Source organism: Proteiniphilum sp. UBA5463 (genome assembly GCF_002427225.1).
Classification (GTDB): Bacteria; Bacteroidota; Bacteroidia; order Bacteroidales; family Dysgonomonadaceae; genus Proteiniphilum; species Proteiniphilum propionicum.
In genome coordinates this window covers 115,034-134,433 of record NZ_DIQL01000001.1, presented here as the reverse complement: position 1 = coordinate 134,433, position 19,400 = coordinate 115,034, and the positions used below count along the sequence as shown (strand labels likewise).

13 protein-coding genes are annotated in these 19,400 nt (G+C 42.1%); 8 read left to right on the top strand and 5 right to left on the bottom strand.

Annotated features, from left to right (window positions below; all coding sequences use genetic code 11):
• Positions 1–89: 89 nt before the first annotated feature.
• A complete protein-coding gene (locus tag B3B27_RS00455) occupies positions 90–1,472 on the bottom strand; it encodes a transglycosylase SLT domain-containing protein (protein ID WP_407681804.1) in 1,383 nt (460 codons plus the stop codon).
• 165 nt (positions 1,473–1,637) lie between these two features.
• On the opposite strand from B3B27_RS00455, the gene B3B27_RS00450 reads away from it, so the two are divergent.
• The 6 genes from B3B27_RS00450 (at position 1,638) to B3B27_RS00425 (ending at position 11,582) form a co-directional block, all read left to right on the top strand.
• Positions 1,638–3,692: a helix-hairpin-helix domain-containing protein gene (locus tag B3B27_RS00450; protein WP_286846478.1), complete on the top strand. Its 2,055-nt coding sequence runs from the start codon at positions 1,638–1,640 to the stop codon at positions 3,690–3,692.
• A 108-nt stretch (positions 3,693–3,800) separates the two neighbouring features.
• Positions 3,801–5,672 carry an ABC-F family ATP-binding cassette domain-containing protein gene (locus B3B27_RS00445; protein ID WP_286846477.1) on the top strand — a complete coding sequence of 624 codons (1,872 nt, stop codon included), beginning with the start codon at positions 3,801–3,803 and terminating at the stop codon, positions 5,670–5,672.
• A 240-nt stretch (positions 5,673–5,912) separates the two neighbouring features.
• Positions 5,913–6,491: a rubrerythrin gene (gene rbr / locus B3B27_RS00440; RefSeq protein WP_286846475.1), complete on the top strand. Its 579-nt coding sequence runs from the start codon at positions 5,913–5,915 to the stop codon at positions 6,489–6,491.
• A 178-nt stretch (positions 6,492–6,669) separates the two neighbouring features.
• A complete protein-coding gene (locus B3B27_RS00435; RefSeq protein ID WP_238868252.1) occupies positions 6,670–7,413 on the top strand; it encodes a tRNA threonylcarbamoyladenosine dehydratase in 744 nt (247 codons plus the stop codon).
• Positions 7,414–7,607: 194 nt separating this feature from the next.
• The gene (gene argS / locus B3B27_RS00430; protein ID WP_238868253.1) at positions 7,608–9,401 is read left to right on the top strand and encodes an arginine--tRNA ligase; all 1,794 of its coding nucleotides are present in this window, start codon (positions 7,608–7,610) and stop codon (positions 9,399–9,401) included.
• A 30-nt stretch (positions 9,402–9,431) separates the two neighbouring features.
• Entirely contained in the window at positions 9,432–11,582 is a 2,151-nt protein-coding gene (locus B3B27_RS00425; protein ID WP_286846474.1) for an HRDC domain-containing protein, read from the top strand.
• A gap of 107 nt (positions 11,583–11,689) precedes the next feature.
• Here B3B27_RS00425 and B3B27_RS00420 read toward each other — a convergent pair whose 3' ends face one another.
• The 4 genes from B3B27_RS00420 to B3B27_RS00405 all read right to left on the bottom strand — a co-directional run bounded on the left by B3B27_RS00420 (position 11,690) and on the right by B3B27_RS00405 (position 16,984).
• Positions 11,690–14,431 (bottom strand): carboxypeptidase-like regulatory domain-containing protein, encoded by a 2,742-nt coding sequence (locus B3B27_RS00420; RefSeq protein WP_238868255.1) that lies wholly within the window; start codon positions 14,429–14,431, stop codon positions 11,690–11,692.
• 71 nt (positions 14,432–14,502) lie between these two features.
• The gene (locus B3B27_RS00415) at positions 14,503–15,519 is read right to left on the bottom strand and encodes a hypothetical protein (RefSeq protein WP_238868256.1); all 1,017 of its coding nucleotides are present in this window, start codon (positions 15,517–15,519) and stop codon (positions 14,503–14,505) included.
• A complete protein-coding gene (locus tag B3B27_RS00410) occupies positions 15,512–16,330 on the bottom strand; it encodes a fimbrial biogenesis chaperone (protein WP_238868257.1) in 819 nt (272 codons plus the stop codon). Before B3B27_RS00410 ends, B3B27_RS00415 begins: the two co-directional genes overlap by 8 nt.
• A 90-nt stretch (positions 16,331–16,420) precedes the next feature.
• A complete protein-coding gene (locus B3B27_RS00405; protein WP_286832829.1) occupies positions 16,421–16,984 on the bottom strand; it encodes a hypothetical protein in 564 nt (187 codons plus the stop codon).
• Positions 16,985–17,663: 679 nt separating this feature from the next.
• Here B3B27_RS00405 and B3B27_RS00400 point away from each other — a divergent pair.
• Positions 17,664–18,488 (top strand): alpha/beta hydrolase, encoded by an 825-nt coding sequence (locus tag B3B27_RS00400; protein WP_238868259.1) that lies wholly within the window; start codon positions 17,664–17,666, stop codon positions 18,486–18,488.
• 199 nt (positions 18,489–18,687) lie between these two features.
• The coding region (locus B3B27_RS00395; protein ID WP_286846473.1) for a metallophosphoesterase family protein at positions 18,688–19,400 on the top strand (713 nt) is incomplete at its 3' end.

The following is a 19,400-nucleotide window of genomic DNA, read 5'->3' as shown; positions in this document are numbered from 1 at the left end:
TTTTATTTCCTTACTTCGCAACTTACTTACAACTGTTTTAACATTGACACAAAGATAATGATTTTTTTGTTTATCAATAAACAGGTAATTTATTCTTTCACTTTCTCCTTATAGAATTCCCATCTACCAATTACATTCCTTACATAATTTACTGTTTCATCTCCCCTGAAATATCCGTTCTTACACACAGGATCAGCATAATACTGCTTCAGACGCTTCAACAGGATATACTTTTCCACGTTACCTTCCCACACATTCTTATCCGCTTCATACTTCTCTGCCAGTGCCCGTGCATCGAAGACATGCCCCACCCCGGCATTATACGATGCCAGAGCCATTTTCAAGCGTTCGTCAGGGTTCTCAACAGATCTAAAAAGTGCAAGCAGGCTTTTAAGATATTCAGTACCGGCACGTATATTGGAGTCGGGATCAAGTATCCGGTTTTGATCAAGGCCCACTGAAGCTGCCGTTTCAGGCATCAGCCCCATCAACCCTGCAGCGCCTGCCCAGGATTGCCCTTCAGTATTGAATGTTGATTCCTGGAACGCAATAGATGCTAACAGCCGCCAATCGATTTTCTTCTCTTTACCATACTTTTTAAAAAATATATCGAAAGGAGATATTACCCCCCGCCCCAAAATATCTCCATATGTAAACCTGTCACTTGCGGAAAACCCTTTCGCTTCTTCAAAATAACGTTTTATAATATGCAGAAATTCGGGCTCGGCCGCCTTGTTTTCAATCCAGCTGTCAAGTGAGTCGGCCAGCACCGGCATATCCTTCCTCACCATCCACGATGAACGCTGATCGAAACTTACCTGAAGATCAACATTCAGGTTTCTGAAATAGGTCTGGTTAAGCCTGGCAAGATCATCATCAGCAACCGTATAGGCCAGTTCTCCACGGGAAACCATTCGTATAAGGTCCTCCACGACAATAGTGTCTTTGCCTGCATGTTCAATGTAAATGCCTCCACCCAGCTCATTGTTGAGATTTTCCATTCTGTCAATATACTTTGACCCTTCAATAACCGTTACACTCTTCCCTATAAGCCCTGTCACATCGGTAAGAAGTGTATCGCCTCTCATTGCACGTTGAACAAGCACCTGGTGCGAGATCTGCTGAAGCCCGCAATAGATTACCGAATCTTTCAATGCATTGGTTACAGGCATATTATATGCGATAACATCACCCTCTCCACTCTGCAACATCTCCAAAAGTGCTTTTGGATTTTCTGCGACAATAATCTCCGGGATAAGGCCGTGATACCTGCTAAAATCAACAATCATATCATAATGATAACCCATCGGTTGATCACGATAGATAAAATATGAAGTAGATGTGTTTAGCGTAAGAACACGCAGGGTGCCGGACTGAAGGATTTGATGAAAATCACGCCTGCTGTCTTTCTGTTTCCCACACCCGAGGCATGACAGCACCAGCGACATTAACGCCAGCGACTTCAAAACCATTTTGTTCATGTCGGTCAATTTTCATTAAAACTGCGGCAAAGGTACGAAAAAGATCTTATATGAATAAGATATCTATTTTATAATCATTTGTTTGTGAAAACATAAAATAATGGGTTATATTTGTAAATAGTCTAACTTTAGTAAACCCTAAATTGAGTATCCGTAATGAAGTACATGAAAATATTTACTCTCTTCTTATTCATTATTGGATCCATTGCCGGCATATATTCCCAGGATTCAAATTGGCGCATATATGTGGAGCATATGGCTGAGGAAGAAGGGATAAGTGAAACCACCATTGAGAACATATATGAAGAGTTACTCTATCTGGAAAATAATCAGATGAACCTGAACAGCATAACTCGCGATCAGCTGGAACAATTTCCTCTCCTTTCGATTGAGGAGATTAATACCATTATGGGTTTTCTTGAGAAAAACCGACCCCTATACACAGTTTACGAGCTTAGGAACGTACCTCGCCTGGATATAAAGACTGTTGAATTAATTCTCCCTTTCTTCTATACGGGAGAAACAGATAAAACCACAGCTAAACTGTCGTTGCCCGGGATAGCGAAAAAAGGATTAAACGAGCTTCAATTCCGACTCGACAAAACAGTTACACCCCGTGCCGGTTACGGCGAGTTTCCTGATAGTATTCTTGAACGCTACCCTAACCGAAAATATTGCGGTGAGGATTTTTATACATCACTCAGATACTCTTTTCGTTACCGAGATAAAGTACAGTTGGGTATGACTGCCGAAAAAGATGCCGGAGAGCCTTTTTTTAAATCAGATCATCCTAAAGGGTACGACCATTACGGAATTCATATGATCATAAATGATATGGGGAGATTAAGAACAATTGCACTGGGTGACTACCGCCTATCTTTCGGCCAGGGATTGATTCTTAATAACGATTTTATGGTAAGTAAGGCATGGAGCAACGATAATATCGCACGGCGTACACAACATCCGAAACGCCACTTTTCTACTGCCGAAAGCGGTTTTTTCAGAGGGATGGCAGCTGTTTATGAGTATGACAAGATATCTGTAACGGCCTTCTATTCCAACAGACGCATTGACGCAAACCTTTCCGGTGATGGTGAAATCACTTCGTTCAAAACCGACGGATTGCATCGCACACCTCTGGAGATTGATAAGAAAAAGAATACCCGGGAACAAGTGGTAGGGGGAAATATCAACTTCAGGAAAGAAGGGATACGGGTCGGTATAAGCGGATTATACAATACTTATGACAGAGTATATAACCCACCGGAACAGAATTACAACATCTACTATCAGAGGGGCTCTTCGCATGCTAACGCAAGTGTGGACTATTCCTGTCAACTCCCCGGATTTATCTTTGCCGGGGAAACAGCAATAGCTAAAAACGGAGCTATAGCCACACTGAACACGGCACAATACCGTCCCTCGCAAACTCTCTCCTTTACGTTGTTGCACCGATATTTCCCTATCTCATACAATTCTCCGTATGGACAGGCTTTTTCTGAAGGGAGCAGGGTGCAGAACGAAAAGGGTCTATTTTTGGGCAGTGCCTTTAGCCCTTTCCGGAAGTTTTCGGTTGACACGTATATCGACTTTATACGTATTCCATGGCTTAATTTTGGCATAGACACTCCCTCAAAAGCAGTGGAATACTATTTTCTGGGCAATTATGCAATATCTCGCCAAAATTCACTGGATATCCGCTACAGATACAAACAGAAGGAGAAGAACAGGCGCATTCCCGGTGAACCGGTTGCTTTGGTACTGCCCTATGCCACACATAAACTCCGCCTGCGGTATGTTCACGAGCTCAAAAACGGGTGGAATTTTCGGACAACAGCCGATATGGCACATTATACGGAAAAACATTCACCAGCTGAAAACGGATTTATGATCTCCCAAAATACAGGTTACCGAGGCAAAGGGCGAATCACCGGCGATATATATCTGGCTTACTTCAGTGCTGACACCTATAACGCACGGCTCTACTCGTATGAACGAAATCTGCTTAATACATTCTACATGCCTTCATTCTACGGACGAGGATACCGGCTGGCAATCTCGGCAAAATATAATATTGCCACAAATCTGTCATTTTCCGTGAAAGCAGGATACACACACTATTTCAACCGTGATACTATCGGAAGCGGCACGGAAAAGATTAACGGCAATAGCCGTACCGACCTGTTCAGCTACCTGAGGTGGAAGTTCTGATAGCTATCATTGATTTTTGTCCGTCTTGAGAAAAATCGGCAATGACACAGGAAAAGCCTGGCAACTTATGTCAATAGTTTTTTGTATTTTTGTAAAAATTATTGATAGATGCCCACCCCACTCCTGCAGATAGACTCACTCACCAAAAGCTTTGGAGACCTCCTTCTCTTCAGTGAAATCTCTTTCGGTATTGCTGAAGGCGACAAGATAGGACTGATTGCCCGGAACGGATCGGGCAAGACCACCCTGCTGAATATTATTGCTGGCCAGGAGTCTTACGACAATGGAAGGGTAGTATTCCGTAATGATATCCGGTTTGCATATCTGAAACAATCTCCCCGGTTCGACCCAAACCTGACGGTACTTGAAGCTTGTTTCAGTACCGGCACCGATATAGTGAAACTGATATCCCGGTATGAAGAGATAATCTCCTCCAGTAGTCAGGATGGGCTCGATGAGGTACTTACCGAGATGGATTTACATCATGCCTGGGATTATGAACAACGTATCAAACAAATTTTATCGCAGCTGAAGATCACCAACCTGCATCAGAAAATGGGCGAGCTATCGGGAGGACAGATAAAGAGGGTGGCGCTGGCAAATGTGCTTATCAGCGAACCGGAGCTGTTGTTTATGGACGAGCCGACAAACCACCTCGATCTTGAAATGGTGGAGTGGCTTGAGGAGTTCCTCTCACGGAACAGCATGAGTCTGCTCATGGTAACACACGATCGCTATTTTTTGGATAGAATCTGCACGCAGATACTTGAGATAGATGAAAAACAACTATTTTCCTATAAGGGTAACTTTTCTTATTATCTGGAAAAACGCGATGAACGAGTATCTGCACAGAACACCGAGACAGACAGAGCAAGGAACCTGATGCGAAAAGAGCTGGAATGGATGAATAGACAGCCTCAGGCACGCGGCACAAAGGCTAAATCACGCATTGATGCATTCCACTCACTCGAAGAGAGAGCCCGACACCGGCGTGAAGGCCAAAATATACGCCTGGCAGCAAAAGGTGTGTATATCGGGAATAAGATCTTTGAAGCAAAGAACGTAAGTAAACGCTTTGGCGATATAAAGATCACGGAAGATTTCAGCTATATCTTTTCACGCTACGAGAAGATGGGAATAGTAGGGAATAACGGTACAGGTAAATCTACCTTTGTTAAGATGCTCCTAAACGAGGAGCAGCCTGATAGCGGCAGCTTCGAGATTGGCGAGACAGTGAATTTCGGTTATTACAGTCAGGAAGGATTGTTGTTTGATGAGCAGATGAAAGTGATTGAAGTGGTACAGAATATAGCTGAAGTTATTGACCTCGGCAATGGTAATCACCTCACCGCCTCGCAGTTCCTGCAACATTTTCTCTTCCCCCCCGAGAAACAACATAACTACGTGTACAGGCTCAGCGGCGGTGAAAAAAGGCGCCTCTATCTCTGCACTGTGCTGATCAGAAATCCCAATTTCTTAGTTCTGGACGAGCCAACCAACGATCTGGATATCATCACACTTAATATCTTGGAAGAGTATCTTGCCAACTTCAAAGGATGCCTTATCGTGGTATCTCACGACCGGTTCTTCATGGATAAAGTGGTGGATCACTTGCTTGTTTTTCAAGGAGATGCCCAGATAAGTGATTTTCCAGGGAACTACACACAATACAGGGAATGGAAATCAGAGAATGATAAGATACAATCCGAAATGAGCCGTATTTCTAAACCTGATACTAATCAGCATAGAAAAAAAACTGAGGAAAAAAGGAAGCTCACATTCAGGGAGAAAAAGGAGTTTGAAGCACTGGAACAGGAGATTGAAGCACTGGAGTCTGAGAAAGAGTGCATAGGCAGCGAACTATCATCAGGGAGCCTTTCCCCTGATGAACTGATGAACAAATCAAACCACCTGTCGGAGATCATGCAGCTGATTGATGAAAAAACTATGCGTTGGCTCGAATTAAGCGAACTGGAGTGAAACCGTTTTTATTAAATATGCCGGAACAATGCTTCACTAAGGTTAGACTATTTCTCGCTATGGCATAGCCCAAATAAATTTGTCCTCTGCTCATTTAGCTTAACGAAATAGTTCATATATTTATAATCATTCTAAATAAATAATGCTACCCTTTTATTTTTTTATTTTAATCTCAAAAATGATTATTTTTGTAAGCTGACGATACTGAAAGGATTAATAAAAACAAATAAACTAAAACTTATGAAAAGTGTAAAGGGAACACAAACCGAAAAAAACCTGATGCAGTCATTTGCAGGAGAGTCGCAAGCCAGAATGCGTTATACCTATTTTGCCAAACAGGCAAAAAAAGAGGGCTTTGAACAGATTGCCGCCATTTTTCAGGATACTGCCAACCAAGAACAGGAGCATGCAAAACGTATGTTCAAATATCTAGAAGGTGGAATGGTAGAAATTACCGCTGCCTTCCCTGCGGGAGTGATCGGCACCACTGCAGAGAATCTAAAGGCTGCAGCTGAAGGTGAAAACGAAGAGTGGGCCGAAATGTATCCTAAGTTTGCTGATATAGCCGAAGAAGAAGGATTCAAGGAGATCGCCACAATGTATCGAATGATTGCCAAGGCAGAGGCAATTCACGAAGAGCAGTACCTGAAGCTGCTGAACCATGTTGAAAATGATACAGTATTCGCCCGTGAAGAGGAGATAGAGTGGCAGTGCCGTAATTGCGGTTTTGTCATCAAGAGCAAAAAAGCTCCGAAGACATGCCCTACCTGTCTGCATCCCCAGGCTTACTTCGAGCCCAAAAACGACAGGTACTACTAAAAAATTATTCCACGTATTATAACGCTGAGGGTGTTTCACAATGTGATTCCACCCTCTTTTATTTGTACTCCCCGTCAGGGAACATTACCTGATATTCAATTCTTAGAGACTTATTTCTATTCTGATAGCCTGTTTTTATCTGATTTATTACTACTTTTGCACGCTATTTAATCCTGGTATGGAGTATAACGAAATATTTGCCCGTACAGAGCTGCTTATAGGAAAAGATGCAATGCAAGCTATCACCACAAAAAAAGTAATTCTTTTTGGGGTTGGAGGCGTTGGTAGCTGGTGTGCCGAGGGGTTGATACGAAGCGGTATCATGCATCTTACCATCGTGGATTCAGACAGAGTTGCAGCAGCAAACATAAACCGTCAACTGCCGGCTACCACAGGAACAATTGGAGAGCTTAAGGTAAATGTGTTAAAAATGCGACTGACAGAAATAAATCCACATGCAATCATAAATACAATACCTGAAATTTATAATGCCGCATCGTCCGGTTCGTTTCACCTTGAAGAGTACGACTATATTATAGATGCAATCGACTCCCTTTCCAACAAGGTTCATCTCCTCATTACAGCCTCAAAAACCGGTGCAACCCTGTTCTCGTCGATGGGTGCAGCGCTCAAGATAGATCCGCAGAAGATTCACGTAGCGGAATTCTGGAAAGTACGTGGCTGCAAACTGGCATCGGCTCTGCGTCAGCGGATGCGAAAAGAAGGGAAGCCGCAAAAGCCCATACTCTGCGTCTACAGCGAAGAGCTGCTTAATAACAGGGGGGAGGATGTGTTGACAGATGCCGGCGAGCATGGCAGTTTCCGGAAAGCGCAGATTAACGGAACCATGGTGCAGGTAACTGCCGTATTCGGATTCACCCTCTCAGGACTGGTTATTCAGGATATAGTGAAGAATCTGTGAACTTTCTTCCATTTTTCTTACCTTTGTCCATTCAATTGAGAGACAACATTTGTATGAAATGGGAATAAAAGCCTTTCACACAAATTAGCATACAAAAATATTTTCGATAATCTGACGAACAGTAAAAACTGTTTTTTTACTGTTTTAAAGTGTAGAAAACGACTAACTTCAGTGAAAATAAAAGCTTTAATCGTATGAATATTGAACAGATACTCCAGGAGGCTATCAAAGGAGCAATCAGGGAACTTTATGGTACAGATGTGGAAACGTCGCAGATAACTCTGCAGAAGACAAAAAAAGAGTTTAAAGGACACTACACGCTGGTAACATTTCCCCTGCTTAAAATATCGAAAAAAAATCCTGAACAGACAGCGCAGGAGATTGGTACCTATCTGGCAAAAAAATCTCCCATCATCGCTGAATTCAATGTAATAAAAGGGTTTCTTAACCTGAGCATCGCTTCAGACACATGGGTAAAACTGCTCGAATATATTAACGCACAGCCAGAATACGGCTTCACACCGGTGGCCGATGATGCACCACTCTATATGGTGGAATACTCCTCACCCAACACCAACAAACCACTTCACCTTGGTCACGTACGCAACAACCTGCTTGGACACTCACTGAGCGAAGTATTGAAAGCTAATGGTAAACGGGTGGTTAAAACCAATATCGTGAACGACCGGGGTATCCATATTTGCAAGTCGATGCTGGCGTGGCTAAAATGGGGCTATGGAGAAACACCGGAATCATCGGGAAAAAAGGGAGATCATCTCATCGGGGACTATTACGTATTATTCGACAAAAAATATAAAGCAGAGCAGGCCGTATTACAGGATAACGGGCTGACTAAGGAGCAGGCCGAGGAACAGTCGCAACTGATGGAGGAAGCACGTGAAATGCTCAGAAAGTGGGAGGCCGGTGATGAAGAAACTGTAAGCCTCTGGAAGAAAATGAACAGATGGGTATATGAAGGCTTCGATGAAACATATCATCAGATGGGTGTCTCGTTTGACAAGATCTATTATGAATCGGAAACCTACCTGGCAGGAAAAAAGGAAGTATTAAGAGGTCTGGAGAAAGGGCTTTTCTACCAGAAAGAGGATGATTCTGTATGGGCCGACCTAACTACTTACGGTTTGGATCATAAGCTCCTGCTTCGTGCTGACGGCACCTCTGTATATATGACACAGGATATTGGTACTGCAAAACTGCGTTTCGATGATTACCCCATTGACACGATGATTTACGTTGTGGGCAACGAGCAGAATTATCATTTTCAGGTGCTTTCAATACTGCTGGATATGCTGGGGTTCGAGTTCGGAAAAGGACTGATACATTTTTCCTACGGAATGGTGGAACTGCCTGAAGGGAAAATGAAATCGCGCGAAGGGACTGTGGTAGATGCCGACGACCTTATGGTTGAGATGATTGAAACCGCCAGGGAAACTTCAAAAGAGCTTGGAAAGCTTGATGATGTGTCGCCAGAAGAGGCAGAAGCTATTTCCCGCATGGTGGGGATGGGCGCACTCAAATACTTCATCCTGAAGGTGGATCCGAAGAAAAATATGACATTTAATCCGAAAGAGTCAATCGATTTCAATGGTAATACCGGTCCGTTTATTCAGTACACCCACGCCCGCATCAAATCAGTTTTGCGCAAAGCGGAAGAGCAAGGTATTGTAATTCCTGAAAAGCTAAGCGGATCAATACCGTTATCGGAAAAAGAGGAAGGCTTAGTACAGATGCTGTCTGAATTCGGGGCAATTGTGAAACAAGCCGGAGAAGAGTACAACGTATCACTAATCGGCAACTATGTGTACGATATGGTGAAGGAGTACAACCAGTTCTACCACGAATACTCCATCCTTCGCGAAGAGAACATAGCGCTGCGTGATTTCCGGCTGGCACTCTCAAAAAATATTGCATTGACCGTAAAAAAAGGGATGAAACTATTTGGTATTGATGTTCCCGAAAGAATGTAATGGTAGCGAAGTCGCTTTATAAGGTAAGATATGTCCTGTCCTACTCCATATGAATGTGCGAAAGAATTTGTAACCCACACCGGCAGGAATATTTTTATTACCGGAAAAGCCGGCACGGGTAAAACAACTTTCCTGCACCAGTTTTGTGCCGAGACTACTAAACAGACAGCCGTGGTGGCGCCGACGGGCGTGGCGGCTATCAATGCCGGCGGGGCAACTATCCATTCGTCCTTCCAGTTGCCATTTACCCCGTTCACACCGACTCCTGCCGGACGCGAATCGCTGATCGCCCGCATTAAAATGAACAGTGCCCGCCGTCGCGTGATCCGTGAACTGGAAGTGTTGGTTATTGATGAAGTCAGCATGGTGCGGGCTGATGTACTGGATGCCATAGATACGGTTCTTCGCAGTGTACGCCACAGGCACTCGGAGCCCTTCGGTGGCGTACAGATGGTTTTTATAGGGGACATGTACCAACTGTCACCAGTGGCCAAGGCCGATGAGTGGAGGATTTTGTCGGATTATTACCGGGGAATATATTTTTTCCACAGTCAGTCCATTCAGGAGCATCCGCCGGTTTACGTGGAGTTCGACAAGATATTCCGTCAGTCAGATAACCTTTTTATTGACTTATTGAACCAGGTGAGGAACGATTCTCTTTCACCAGAAGGGTTCAACCTGCTGCAAAGCCGTTATGATCCGCATTTTAACCCATCACCAGATGAGAATTATATCACGCTTACCACGCATAACTTCAGCGCAGATGCGATCAACAGCGCCGAATTGGAAAAAATCAAAACAACCGTTCACCAATTCAAAGCTGTTGTTAAAGGTGAATTCCCTGTGAACGCTTTTCCCACCGATATGAATCTCGAACTTAAAGAGGGAGCTAAAGTGATGTTCGTGAAAAACGACATGGAGGTACCACGACGTTATTTCAACGGGAAAATAGGCAAGATCACCCGCATCATGGAAGAGAGCGTAACCGTGCTCTGTCCGGGCGACAAAGATGAGATCACCGTTTCACCCGTAATATGGGAAAATATCCGCTACACTACCAATCCCGAGACCAACGCGGTGGAAGAGGAGATAATAGGCACTTGCAAACAAATTCCCCTTCGGCTTGCCTGGGCCATTACAATTCATAAAAGTCAGGGGCTCACATTCGATAATGCAATTATCGATGCTGGAAAAGCCTTTTCACCGGGACAGGTGTATGTGGCGCTAAGCCGTTGCCGATCGCTTGACAGCTTGGTGCTGAAAAGCCCTATTAACCGCTACAGCATAGAGGTAGACGAACAGGTTGTCCGGTTCTCCTCGTCAAAACCCGATGAAAACCATGTTGCCGAAGAGCTTCAATTGGCAAAGGAACAGTTCAAAATTAACTTACTGCTTCAACTATACAACTTTGATCCGATTCTTCAAACAGCACGCTCGTGGTACTCCGATACAAAGGAAAACGAGTCTTCCTTCAGTGAAGAAACTGTTCCCTTCGTGGGTGAAGTCTGTAATAAGTTAACTGAACTGGAACAGGTAGCCAGTAAATTCAGAATACAACTGCAGCATATCATCCGGCAAACACCTGTCGACAAGGTTTTTCTTACAAAACGGATTCGTGCATCCTCCTTATATTTCAACGAAAAAATTGAAACATTGTTGCGGACGTTACAGGAATCTGCAGCAACCACCGACAATAGGGCTAATGCAAAGGAATACGATGATGACATCACTTCCCTGTTTGCAGCTGCAGCCCTGAAAACACATCTGATTTCCGCCACAGCCAATGACTTCAGCGTAGAGTCGTACTACAAGGCTCGCAGTCAGTTCAGGAAACCCCCTTTCTCCCTCACATCGTACAGCCGCGACAGCACCGGAACACAATTAAAATCGAACCACCCCGAACTTTTAAGTGAACTGGTTCAACTCCGCAACCACATCAGCAAAGAGGAAAATCTGCCGGTATATATTGTGGCATCCGTAAAGACACTGGTACAAATGGCCGATTACCTGCCGGAGACAGAAAAAGATCTACTGAAAATTCATGGTTTCGGAAAGGTTAAAGCAGAACGTTTTGGTGCGAAATTTCTTGAAATCATCAACAACTATATCACGGCATACGGAATTGAATCACAAATGATTCATTTCAAGGAAAACAAAAAGCAGAAAAAGAGGAAAAAATAAAAAAGAATCCGGCTTCGGATGAGTCACGGATCAGATTCAAACACTACTGATTCAGACACCATGTCAGATTCACTCGAATGTCCACAGCACATGGTCAGATTCAGACACTATTGAGCAGCGTAAAAACGTTTAATATTTACCTTTCTCTTTTTTATCTCGATTCTGAAAAGCGGGATTCGAGTTGTTTCTCCTGCTTCAACCCTGAACAGTTGTGTTGGCTTTTCACAGTAAGTATGTTCAGCAAGCGTATTTTGATCGAGAATTATTGTATACTCCCCAACAGGTAAAAATGTGAGAAATTTACCTTTGTTATCGGTAACCACAGTCTGAATAACAGAGCCACTACTATTCATGATGGTAAACATCAGCCCTTCATACCTCGGAATAAAATCATCATATTGTTTATCAGATAAATATTTAACGCCGCCCTGCAATGATCCGCTCTCTTTGAGAGGAATATCTATTACAGTTCTTGAACCGTTAACGACAACCTCTTTTGGATCAAAAAACCATCTTCCTGTTTCAAAAGGCTTTATACAGTACTTTCCATAAGGTACCAGAGAATAAGAGACTTTCCCTTCCTCATCAGAAATAAACACCTTCTCACCAATATTCAACAAATATTTACCGGCAGTTTTTTCATCATCGTCAAATTTACCATTGGCATTAATGTCATAAAATATCCGTGCTGCCACACGGCTTTTTCTTCCGCTCATTGGCTGCGTTCCTCCAAGTTTAAAGGTAACACCAACCTGTGCGTTGAATATATCGCCTCTGCCATGCGCACCATAAGCGTACCTGTACCAATATGAATTAAGGAACAAATTAATATTGCTTTTTGGAATATAGTTAATATTAATATGTGCAGATGGTACGCCTCCCTGGTATTTATCTTTACTATAGTTAATACCTGCTGATAGAAATAGTTTATTGGAAAGCTTTTTGTTGGCTGAAGCTGAGGCTGTGAAGCGTCTAAATCGCTCATTAAGGCCTCTCGACATCATATACTCGTAAAGATAATAAGCACCATTTTGGTAAGTGGCATTCAGATCAAGCCACTGATATGAATAACTTATGGTTGCCCTTGTCTGGTATTGCATATCATCTCCCAGAGGGTTTTTAAAAAACCCTCCATCGAGTGTGCCCAACAGAGAATAAGCGATATCCCGGCTTTGCCATCCCCACTGCCACCCCAGGCGATGCGACTTCATCTGCAAATTTTTACTTCCTGCCGGCACCATGGGAGAAAGCACCCGTGACGGATTACTTTCTCCCTGATGCTGGTAATAAATCAATGACGATAACCTTTTATGAGCTGGTAACGACATAGTTATATTTCCATAACTATTCTCCGATTGATAATTGTAACTATGACCATACGATTTTGGTTTAATCTTACTGTATGAGACACTCCCGCTTAAATGCAGCTCGTTACTGAGTTTAATATTTGCTCCCTGGGAAAATGAGGCTGTTCCCTTTCTGTTACCCGGGAAATAAGCATCGCTGAAATATCCTTCGCCATTTAATGTGAAGTCGCGTGTAATTCTTCCTCGATAAAAAAATTCTGCAGCTCCTGAAAACCTGTTACCGCTTTTCATACTGTATTTACCAATTGTTCCGTACCCTTTTAGAAATATATTCCAGTTTTGCCCTATACCGCTTCTAAGCTCCATTCCTGCAACATGAAAATATGCACTCTCATAAGGATTTTTCTGGTATATATAGCTTATTTTTGCACCCTTGTTATGATTATTTGCACCCAGTTCGCTCTGTAGATATATAGAATAGTAGTTTGAAAACCAAGGCTGGCTCCCAAGCAAGTTAAAATTCTGATCAATAGCGCCAATTATCAACCTTTTGTTACTGTTTCTATCAGAAAACATTGCTTTTGCTCCTCTTCCGAACATAGGTAGTTCCGTCTGTTCACTTATATTACCTATGATGAATTCATTTTCGTAAAGTTTATACATCAGCGAAGTGTTGGTGACCAGCGGTGTAGATTGGGCATTGTATTTGTTTATATTGCCTTGAAGCTGCAGATATCCTGCAGGCAGGTTTAAGTGACCTCTGCCATGAACCTGAATCATGTTTAATGATGAATTATACTGTTTATAGCTTAGCGATATAGCATTTTCCGTGGCTGTTATTCCGGGTATAGTTGAATTGTAGGGAGGAGTGTCAATGTACCTGCCTGAACAATGCACGTTTTGGACAGATATGGTTTTATTGCCGAACAAGGTTTTCTCACTCCCTTTCATTCCTGTTACATATACAGGGAACTGGCTTGATGCAAGCAGGTTGTCGCTGGGAACAAAGCTGAATAAAAATCTTTTACTTTCTCCAGGGACCAGGATATCACACTGTTCGGTAAAGGTATGCGCCCCTCTCAGATTTGGCACATTAAATACCATAGTCACCTTTTCAACAGTATTTCCGTTATTACTTACAGTTACCTGAACATGTACCGAATCTATGGGGTGAACAACCATAACAGGCGTAGGGTCAGCCATTAAAAAAAGTATCGATTTCTCTTCCACCTCCTTGAAAATCTCCTTGTTTGCCAGCTTAATCCCATCATCGTTTACAAAATCATAGCTTACGGCCCTCCTCCCGGCTCTCATCCATGTTTCTACTGTAAGTTTGTATGAAACAAACAGTGAATCTCCCGGCAACAGTAACACCTTTCGTTCCGGCCGTGAAATTATGCCTGCTTCGGAATTAATTTTTATCACTCCTCGCAAGGTATCATTCGTATTGTTTGTAGCTTTAATTATATGATTAATAACCTGCCCATTAAGAGACGATTCACGTATTTCAAGCTCAACCGGAACTAGCGATTGGGCATTCATACCCCGGGATATAAGCAACGCAATTAACAGTGCTTTAAATGATAGAATTAAGTATTCGGGGGAGCACATTATTATTGAGGCGTTATTTCATAAATCAGAGATGTTCCATACAGGTTTGATGATGCATCATAAAGCCGGTAATCATTAGGCTGTGTAGAATATATGATATTAAAAGTTGCTGTTTCATTCCCAGTTGACACACCCCGGAATATGGTTTTCGATTCGGTTGATAAGGTTGCAGGGACAGAAGTTCCGGCACTTCCTGAAAGATGCAGCTTCACTACATCAAGAGGTAGGGAACTTCCTTCTAATGATGAGAAGTTTGCATCTGTAGATCTGACAGATATCTGGTAATCTGTTGTTGCTGTAACCAACAAGCCATCGCTGTACGTAACATTTTTACCATGAATATAATCGTCCATACTGTTTAGTTCAAGTAATCCGTTTGATGCTTCAGCCGAAACACGTATTGAATACTCGTTTTCGGGTGGAAGTGTGCCTGAGAGTCTATGGACATGAATAATAAAAAAAACATCCTGATATCCGATAACACTATTATCCGACCGGTAAGCTGTAAACCTTAAAACTCCGTTAAATATCTTATTCCTTAGAGAGTTAAGATATCCACCTCCTGCAACTACAAAATCAAATACCATTCTGAGATTATAATATGAATTCCACTGGCTCACGTTGTATAGAGGAGCGTTGGAAGAGGGCACCAGAAATACCTCGTTATCATCTGAAAGGATAACCGGAGATATCATACCTATCTGTTGAACGGTTGGTAGTGGTCCCGGATTATTTGCTCGACCTTCAGTATATACCGGGACCAGGCTTAGTCGCTTCAAAGGGAAAGCTTTATTACCTGCGGTGAAAGGTTCAATTATCCTGACAGACAGTTTCCACCCGGGAATATTCAGGTTGGTTCCAATATAAGTAAAACCCATGGTAAACCCATCTGCAGCCACTGCTCCATTATAGGAATATACATTCAGGTAGTTATGGCTCCAGCCGTTGAACATTAGCTGCCCGTACGACATAGCTGCAACTGATAAGAACAGCAATATATGTGGAATTTTTTTACTCATTGCTAAACACCAGCTCTGCAGCTTCAATTGTTGTTTTATCACCATAATCGAGCATTACGGTTGCAATAAAATCGCCCTTCACCAGAGGTTTTGTCATAGGAATACTCAAGGTACGTTTATCTCCCGGCAATGTATAAAAATCTATCGGCTCTAATTCAACCTCATTACCTGTGGACTTGTTAAAAAGGCTGCTGCTAACCTTTCCGTTTATCCATATATTGCCACAGTTAGTGAAAATCAGATAAATAGATCCGTTCTCCCGGTCTAAACCAAGATTCTCTATTTCCAGTTTTTTTATCTCCGGAATGCTACTTCTTCTGTATATCTTAACCCCTTGGCGGACATTAATTTTTATGGCTGCACCTTGTGAATCAGCGCCATCAAGGGGATTCATTTGAGTTACATAGAGCATGGCCGTCTGCACTTCTCCTTTTATACCTTCTATTGGTACAGTCATGTTTAGGTCTATCTCCCGGTTCTCTCCGGGTTTAAGGGAAAGGTATGTTCCTCCGGGGAGTGTCAGCCATCCGGCACAGGAGTTATCAAGTGAACCGGGTGGAAGCATAATGTTGTTACCCTTGTCGTCATATTCCCAGTCCCCGAAAGTTATTGACAGGTTCAGCGCATGCTCTTTGCTGATATTGCTTAAATATATTTTTTGCGAGCTTGTTTCCCCAGGATTAAGATTATAATAGGCCCTTGGCGGGGAGACTGAAATACCGACTTGCGAAAAGAGATTCTGCGATATAAATATCAATGCTCCCGTAACAAAACATATACACAAAATCGACTTGTTTTTTACTGGTAACATAAAGCTGAATTCTTTAAAGGTGAAAGTTAAAAAAGGGAAAGTTAGATATAACAATCACTCTTTCCCATTTATTGAATTCCGGTTTAACCTCTAATTTGCAACTATTGTATAGGTAACATCAGCAGTATATATAGACTCTGGGGTATCAGGATGGGTATATTTGTCGATATATTTATATCCTCCACCTGCTTCGTTGTTATAAGTTATATTGTATTTCAATTCCGATCCACCTTTTTCAGAAGAAATCAGTGAGGTTTGTGTAGTCGATAAGTTAACTGAAGAAAAAGTCCCACCACTTGTGTTATCAGATCCGGCTTCAGCCAAAACAACCATATCGGAAGCTGCAATATTTTCAGTTCCTTTTGTGAAATCACCATTAGTCTGCACTGACACCGTAAATCCACCTGTACTGAAAACAGTAAGATGGTCTTCTTTTGTAACAGAAACACCATTGTTATAGTCATCCTTAGTGTAATACTCAATATCCACATTCTTTTGGGAAGGATTAACCAAGATAGTTTGAATAGGCTTGAATTTGATATTTAAAGTTACATTGTCGGCATTTGCAGGAGTTCCTTCAGCCATCACCTCATTTACACTCACTAAACCGCTAATTAAAATAGCAGCGGTTAAAAATAAATTTTTTGTTTTCATCTTTTTGTTGTTTGATACTTTATAAAAAATTTGAATTATATATGATTCGAATAAATTCACATTACGGACATTTCGTTATATTTTCGAGACATCTGGTCAGCACACTATTATATCGCAAAAAACATAAAGGCCAAACTGTGGAATACCTTCAGTTTTTTACTTGATAAAAAACAATAATAATTATACTATTGCGACACTATCTTCACTTTTAAGACAACTACCAAGAGTAATTTTATTATTGCCGAAAATTTATTGATTATTATTTTCGATTATTATCTTAAAATTAGGGACACGATTTTTAAAATTTCGGCGGAACACATTCCGGAGGTAGAAGGACAAAGGATAACCCTTGATCTAAATACTGTTCAATGATTTGGTTCTAATAGGAGACTAACATAACAACATTACAATTTTTTAATTCTAAAAAAAACATCAATAACGCTGTACTGCAATGTACATAAGGGATAGCTCAGCTTTAATATTTTTAAGCGTAAAGTCCTATTCTATAAGGTATTACTACCCGACACCCAAAAAACGCTGCAAATGTACATGTTTTTTTTGTAACATTCGTGTTTTTAACTTTGTTTAAGTTTATTTACAACTGATAAACATTGCGATTTGTAAAAGAAAAAGTAGCCGGATAACCGATGAATGCTTATCTTTGGGGAAAAAAATTGTTATGTCTAAAAATTTTTATTTAAGCTGGTTGTTAACAGCTATTTTTTCAGTTACAACACTTTATGCATCTAAGGTAGATACCGTAAAAGTGTTCAGCCCTTCAATGAAGAAAGAGATCAAGGCGGTTATAATAACCCCCACCTCCTGCTCAGCGGATACCCCGTCTCCTGTACTTTACCTGTTACACGGATATAGCGGGGATTATAGCAGCTGGGTGAAAGCATTTCCTGTAATCAGCGAGCTGGCTGACAAGCATGACATGATGATTGTCTGTCCCGACGGGGCATATGGAAGCTGGTATATGGACAGTCCCGTTGATCCTGATTTTAAGTATGAGACCTTTGTCGCTGAAGAGTTGATCTCATGGATAGATAAAAATTACAACACTGTTGCATCACGCGAAGGACGTGCCATAACCGGACTTAGTATGGGAGGCCACGGCGGTTTGTACCTTGCCTTCCGGAATCAGGATCAGTTTGGTGCTTGCGGAAGCATGAGCGGGGGTGTTGACATACGCCCCTTTCCAGACAACTGGGATATTGCCAAAAGATTGGGAACACAACAGGAGTTTCCCGAACGATGGGAGCATAACACCGTGATGGGTTTACTTCATCTGCTTACTCCCAATAAGCTCAGTATTATTATCGACTGCGGGACTGAAGATTTCTTTTACGAAGTGAATGAACGCTTGCACAGAGAGCTGCTGTACAGGAACATTCCTCATGATTACATTTCCCGCCCCGGCATTCACGACTGGAATTACTGGGCAAATGCAATAAAGTACCAGATACTATTTTTCAGCGAGTTCTTTAAAATCAGTAATTAAACACACTATATAATTACGATTTGCAAAATTAATCTGTAAAAATCTCAGGTCACCCTGCCCGTATTTTGCACCGCCTTAAAAGGTCGAGCCTGAACTGGCATGACCTGAGTCGTTTATGAGAAGCCAGTCTTTTGTAAAGCCAGCCTTTTGTACGGCCTTAAAATATCTAATAGACAACTAACAATAAAAAAAGCAAGTTATGAAGAAGTTTATTTCACTGTTTTTGTCCATTTTTGCAGGAATTGCCATTTTTGCCCAAGCACAGCCTGAGGCCTTCAAATTTGCACTTATAACCGACACACACATTGGAAGCCCTGATAATAATGAAGACCTTTTCCGTACAGTGAAGGATATAAATTCACAAAAGGATATTGCTTTCGTGATTGTCTCGGGAGATGTGACCGAATTCGGTTCCTATAACGAATTACGAATGGCAAAATGCCTGCTGGATGATCTGGATGTGCCGTGGCATATCCTGCCGGGGAATCACGATTCCAACTGGTCGGAGAGCGGGACAAACGATTTTTTGAGGGTGTTCGGAAATGAAACGTTTGGTTTTGATTACAACGGTTATAAGTTCATCGGACTTGCTTCCGGTCCTAATATGCGAATGGGGCCCGGGCAGATACCACGTGAAAACCTTACATGGTTTTTTAAAGAGTTAAAGAAAACCGACACCAATACACCTATTATCTACGTAAATCATTACCCCATGGATAATTCACTTAACAACTGGTACGAGGTGATGGATGCTTTGCGTCCCTACAATGTTCAGTTGATGCTTTGCGGGCATGGACATACCAATAAAGCAATGAATTTTGAAGGCGTGCAGGCTGCTATGTGCCGATCCAACCTTCGTGCAAAAGAGGATTATGGCGGCTACAATATAATAACAGTCAACCCGGGAGAGGT

Bases quoted from the DNA above. Each gene is read 5' to 3' on its own strand.
- B3B27_RS00455 (WP_407681804.1), bottom strand. From the start codon at position 1,472: ATGGTTTTGAAGTCGCTGGCGTTAATGTCGCTGGTGCTGTCATGCCTC.
- B3B27_RS00450 (WP_286846478.1), top strand. From the start codon at position 1,638: ATGAAGTACATGAAAATATTTACTCTCTTCTTATTCATTATTGGATCC.
- B3B27_RS00445 (WP_286846477.1), top strand. From the start codon at position 3,801: ATGCCCACCCCACTCCTGCAGATAGACTCACTCACCAAAAGCTTTGGA.
- rbr (WP_286846475.1), top strand. From the start codon at position 5,913: ATGAAAAGTGTAAAGGGAACACAAACCGAAAAAAACCTGATGCAGTCA.
- B3B27_RS00435 (WP_238868252.1), top strand. From the start codon at position 6,670: ATGGAGTATAACGAAATATTTGCCCGTACAGAGCTGCTTATAGGAAAA.
- argS (WP_238868253.1), top strand. From the start codon at position 7,608: ATGAATATTGAACAGATACTCCAGGAGGCTATCAAAGGAGCAATCAGG.
- B3B27_RS00425 (WP_286846474.1), top strand. From the start codon at position 9,432: ATGTCCTGTCCTACTCCATATGAATGTGCGAAAGAATTTGTAACCCAC.
- B3B27_RS00420 (WP_238868255.1), bottom strand. From the start codon at position 14,431: ATGAATGCCCAATCGCTAGTTCCGGTTGAGCTTGAAATACGTGAATCG.
- B3B27_RS00415 (WP_238868256.1), bottom strand. From the start codon at position 15,519: ATGAGTAAAAAAATTCCACATATATTGCTGTTCTTATCAGTTGCAGCT.
- B3B27_RS00410 (WP_238868257.1), bottom strand. From the start codon at position 16,330: ATGTTACCAGTAAAAAACAAGTCGATTTTGTGTATATGTTTTGTTACG.
- B3B27_RS00405 (WP_286832829.1), bottom strand. From the start codon at position 16,984: ATGAAAACAAAAAATTTATTTTTAACCGCTGCTATTTTAATTAGCGGT.
- B3B27_RS00400 (WP_238868259.1), top strand. From the start codon at position 17,664: ATGTCTAAAAATTTTTATTTAAGCTGGTTGTTAACAGCTATTTTTTCA.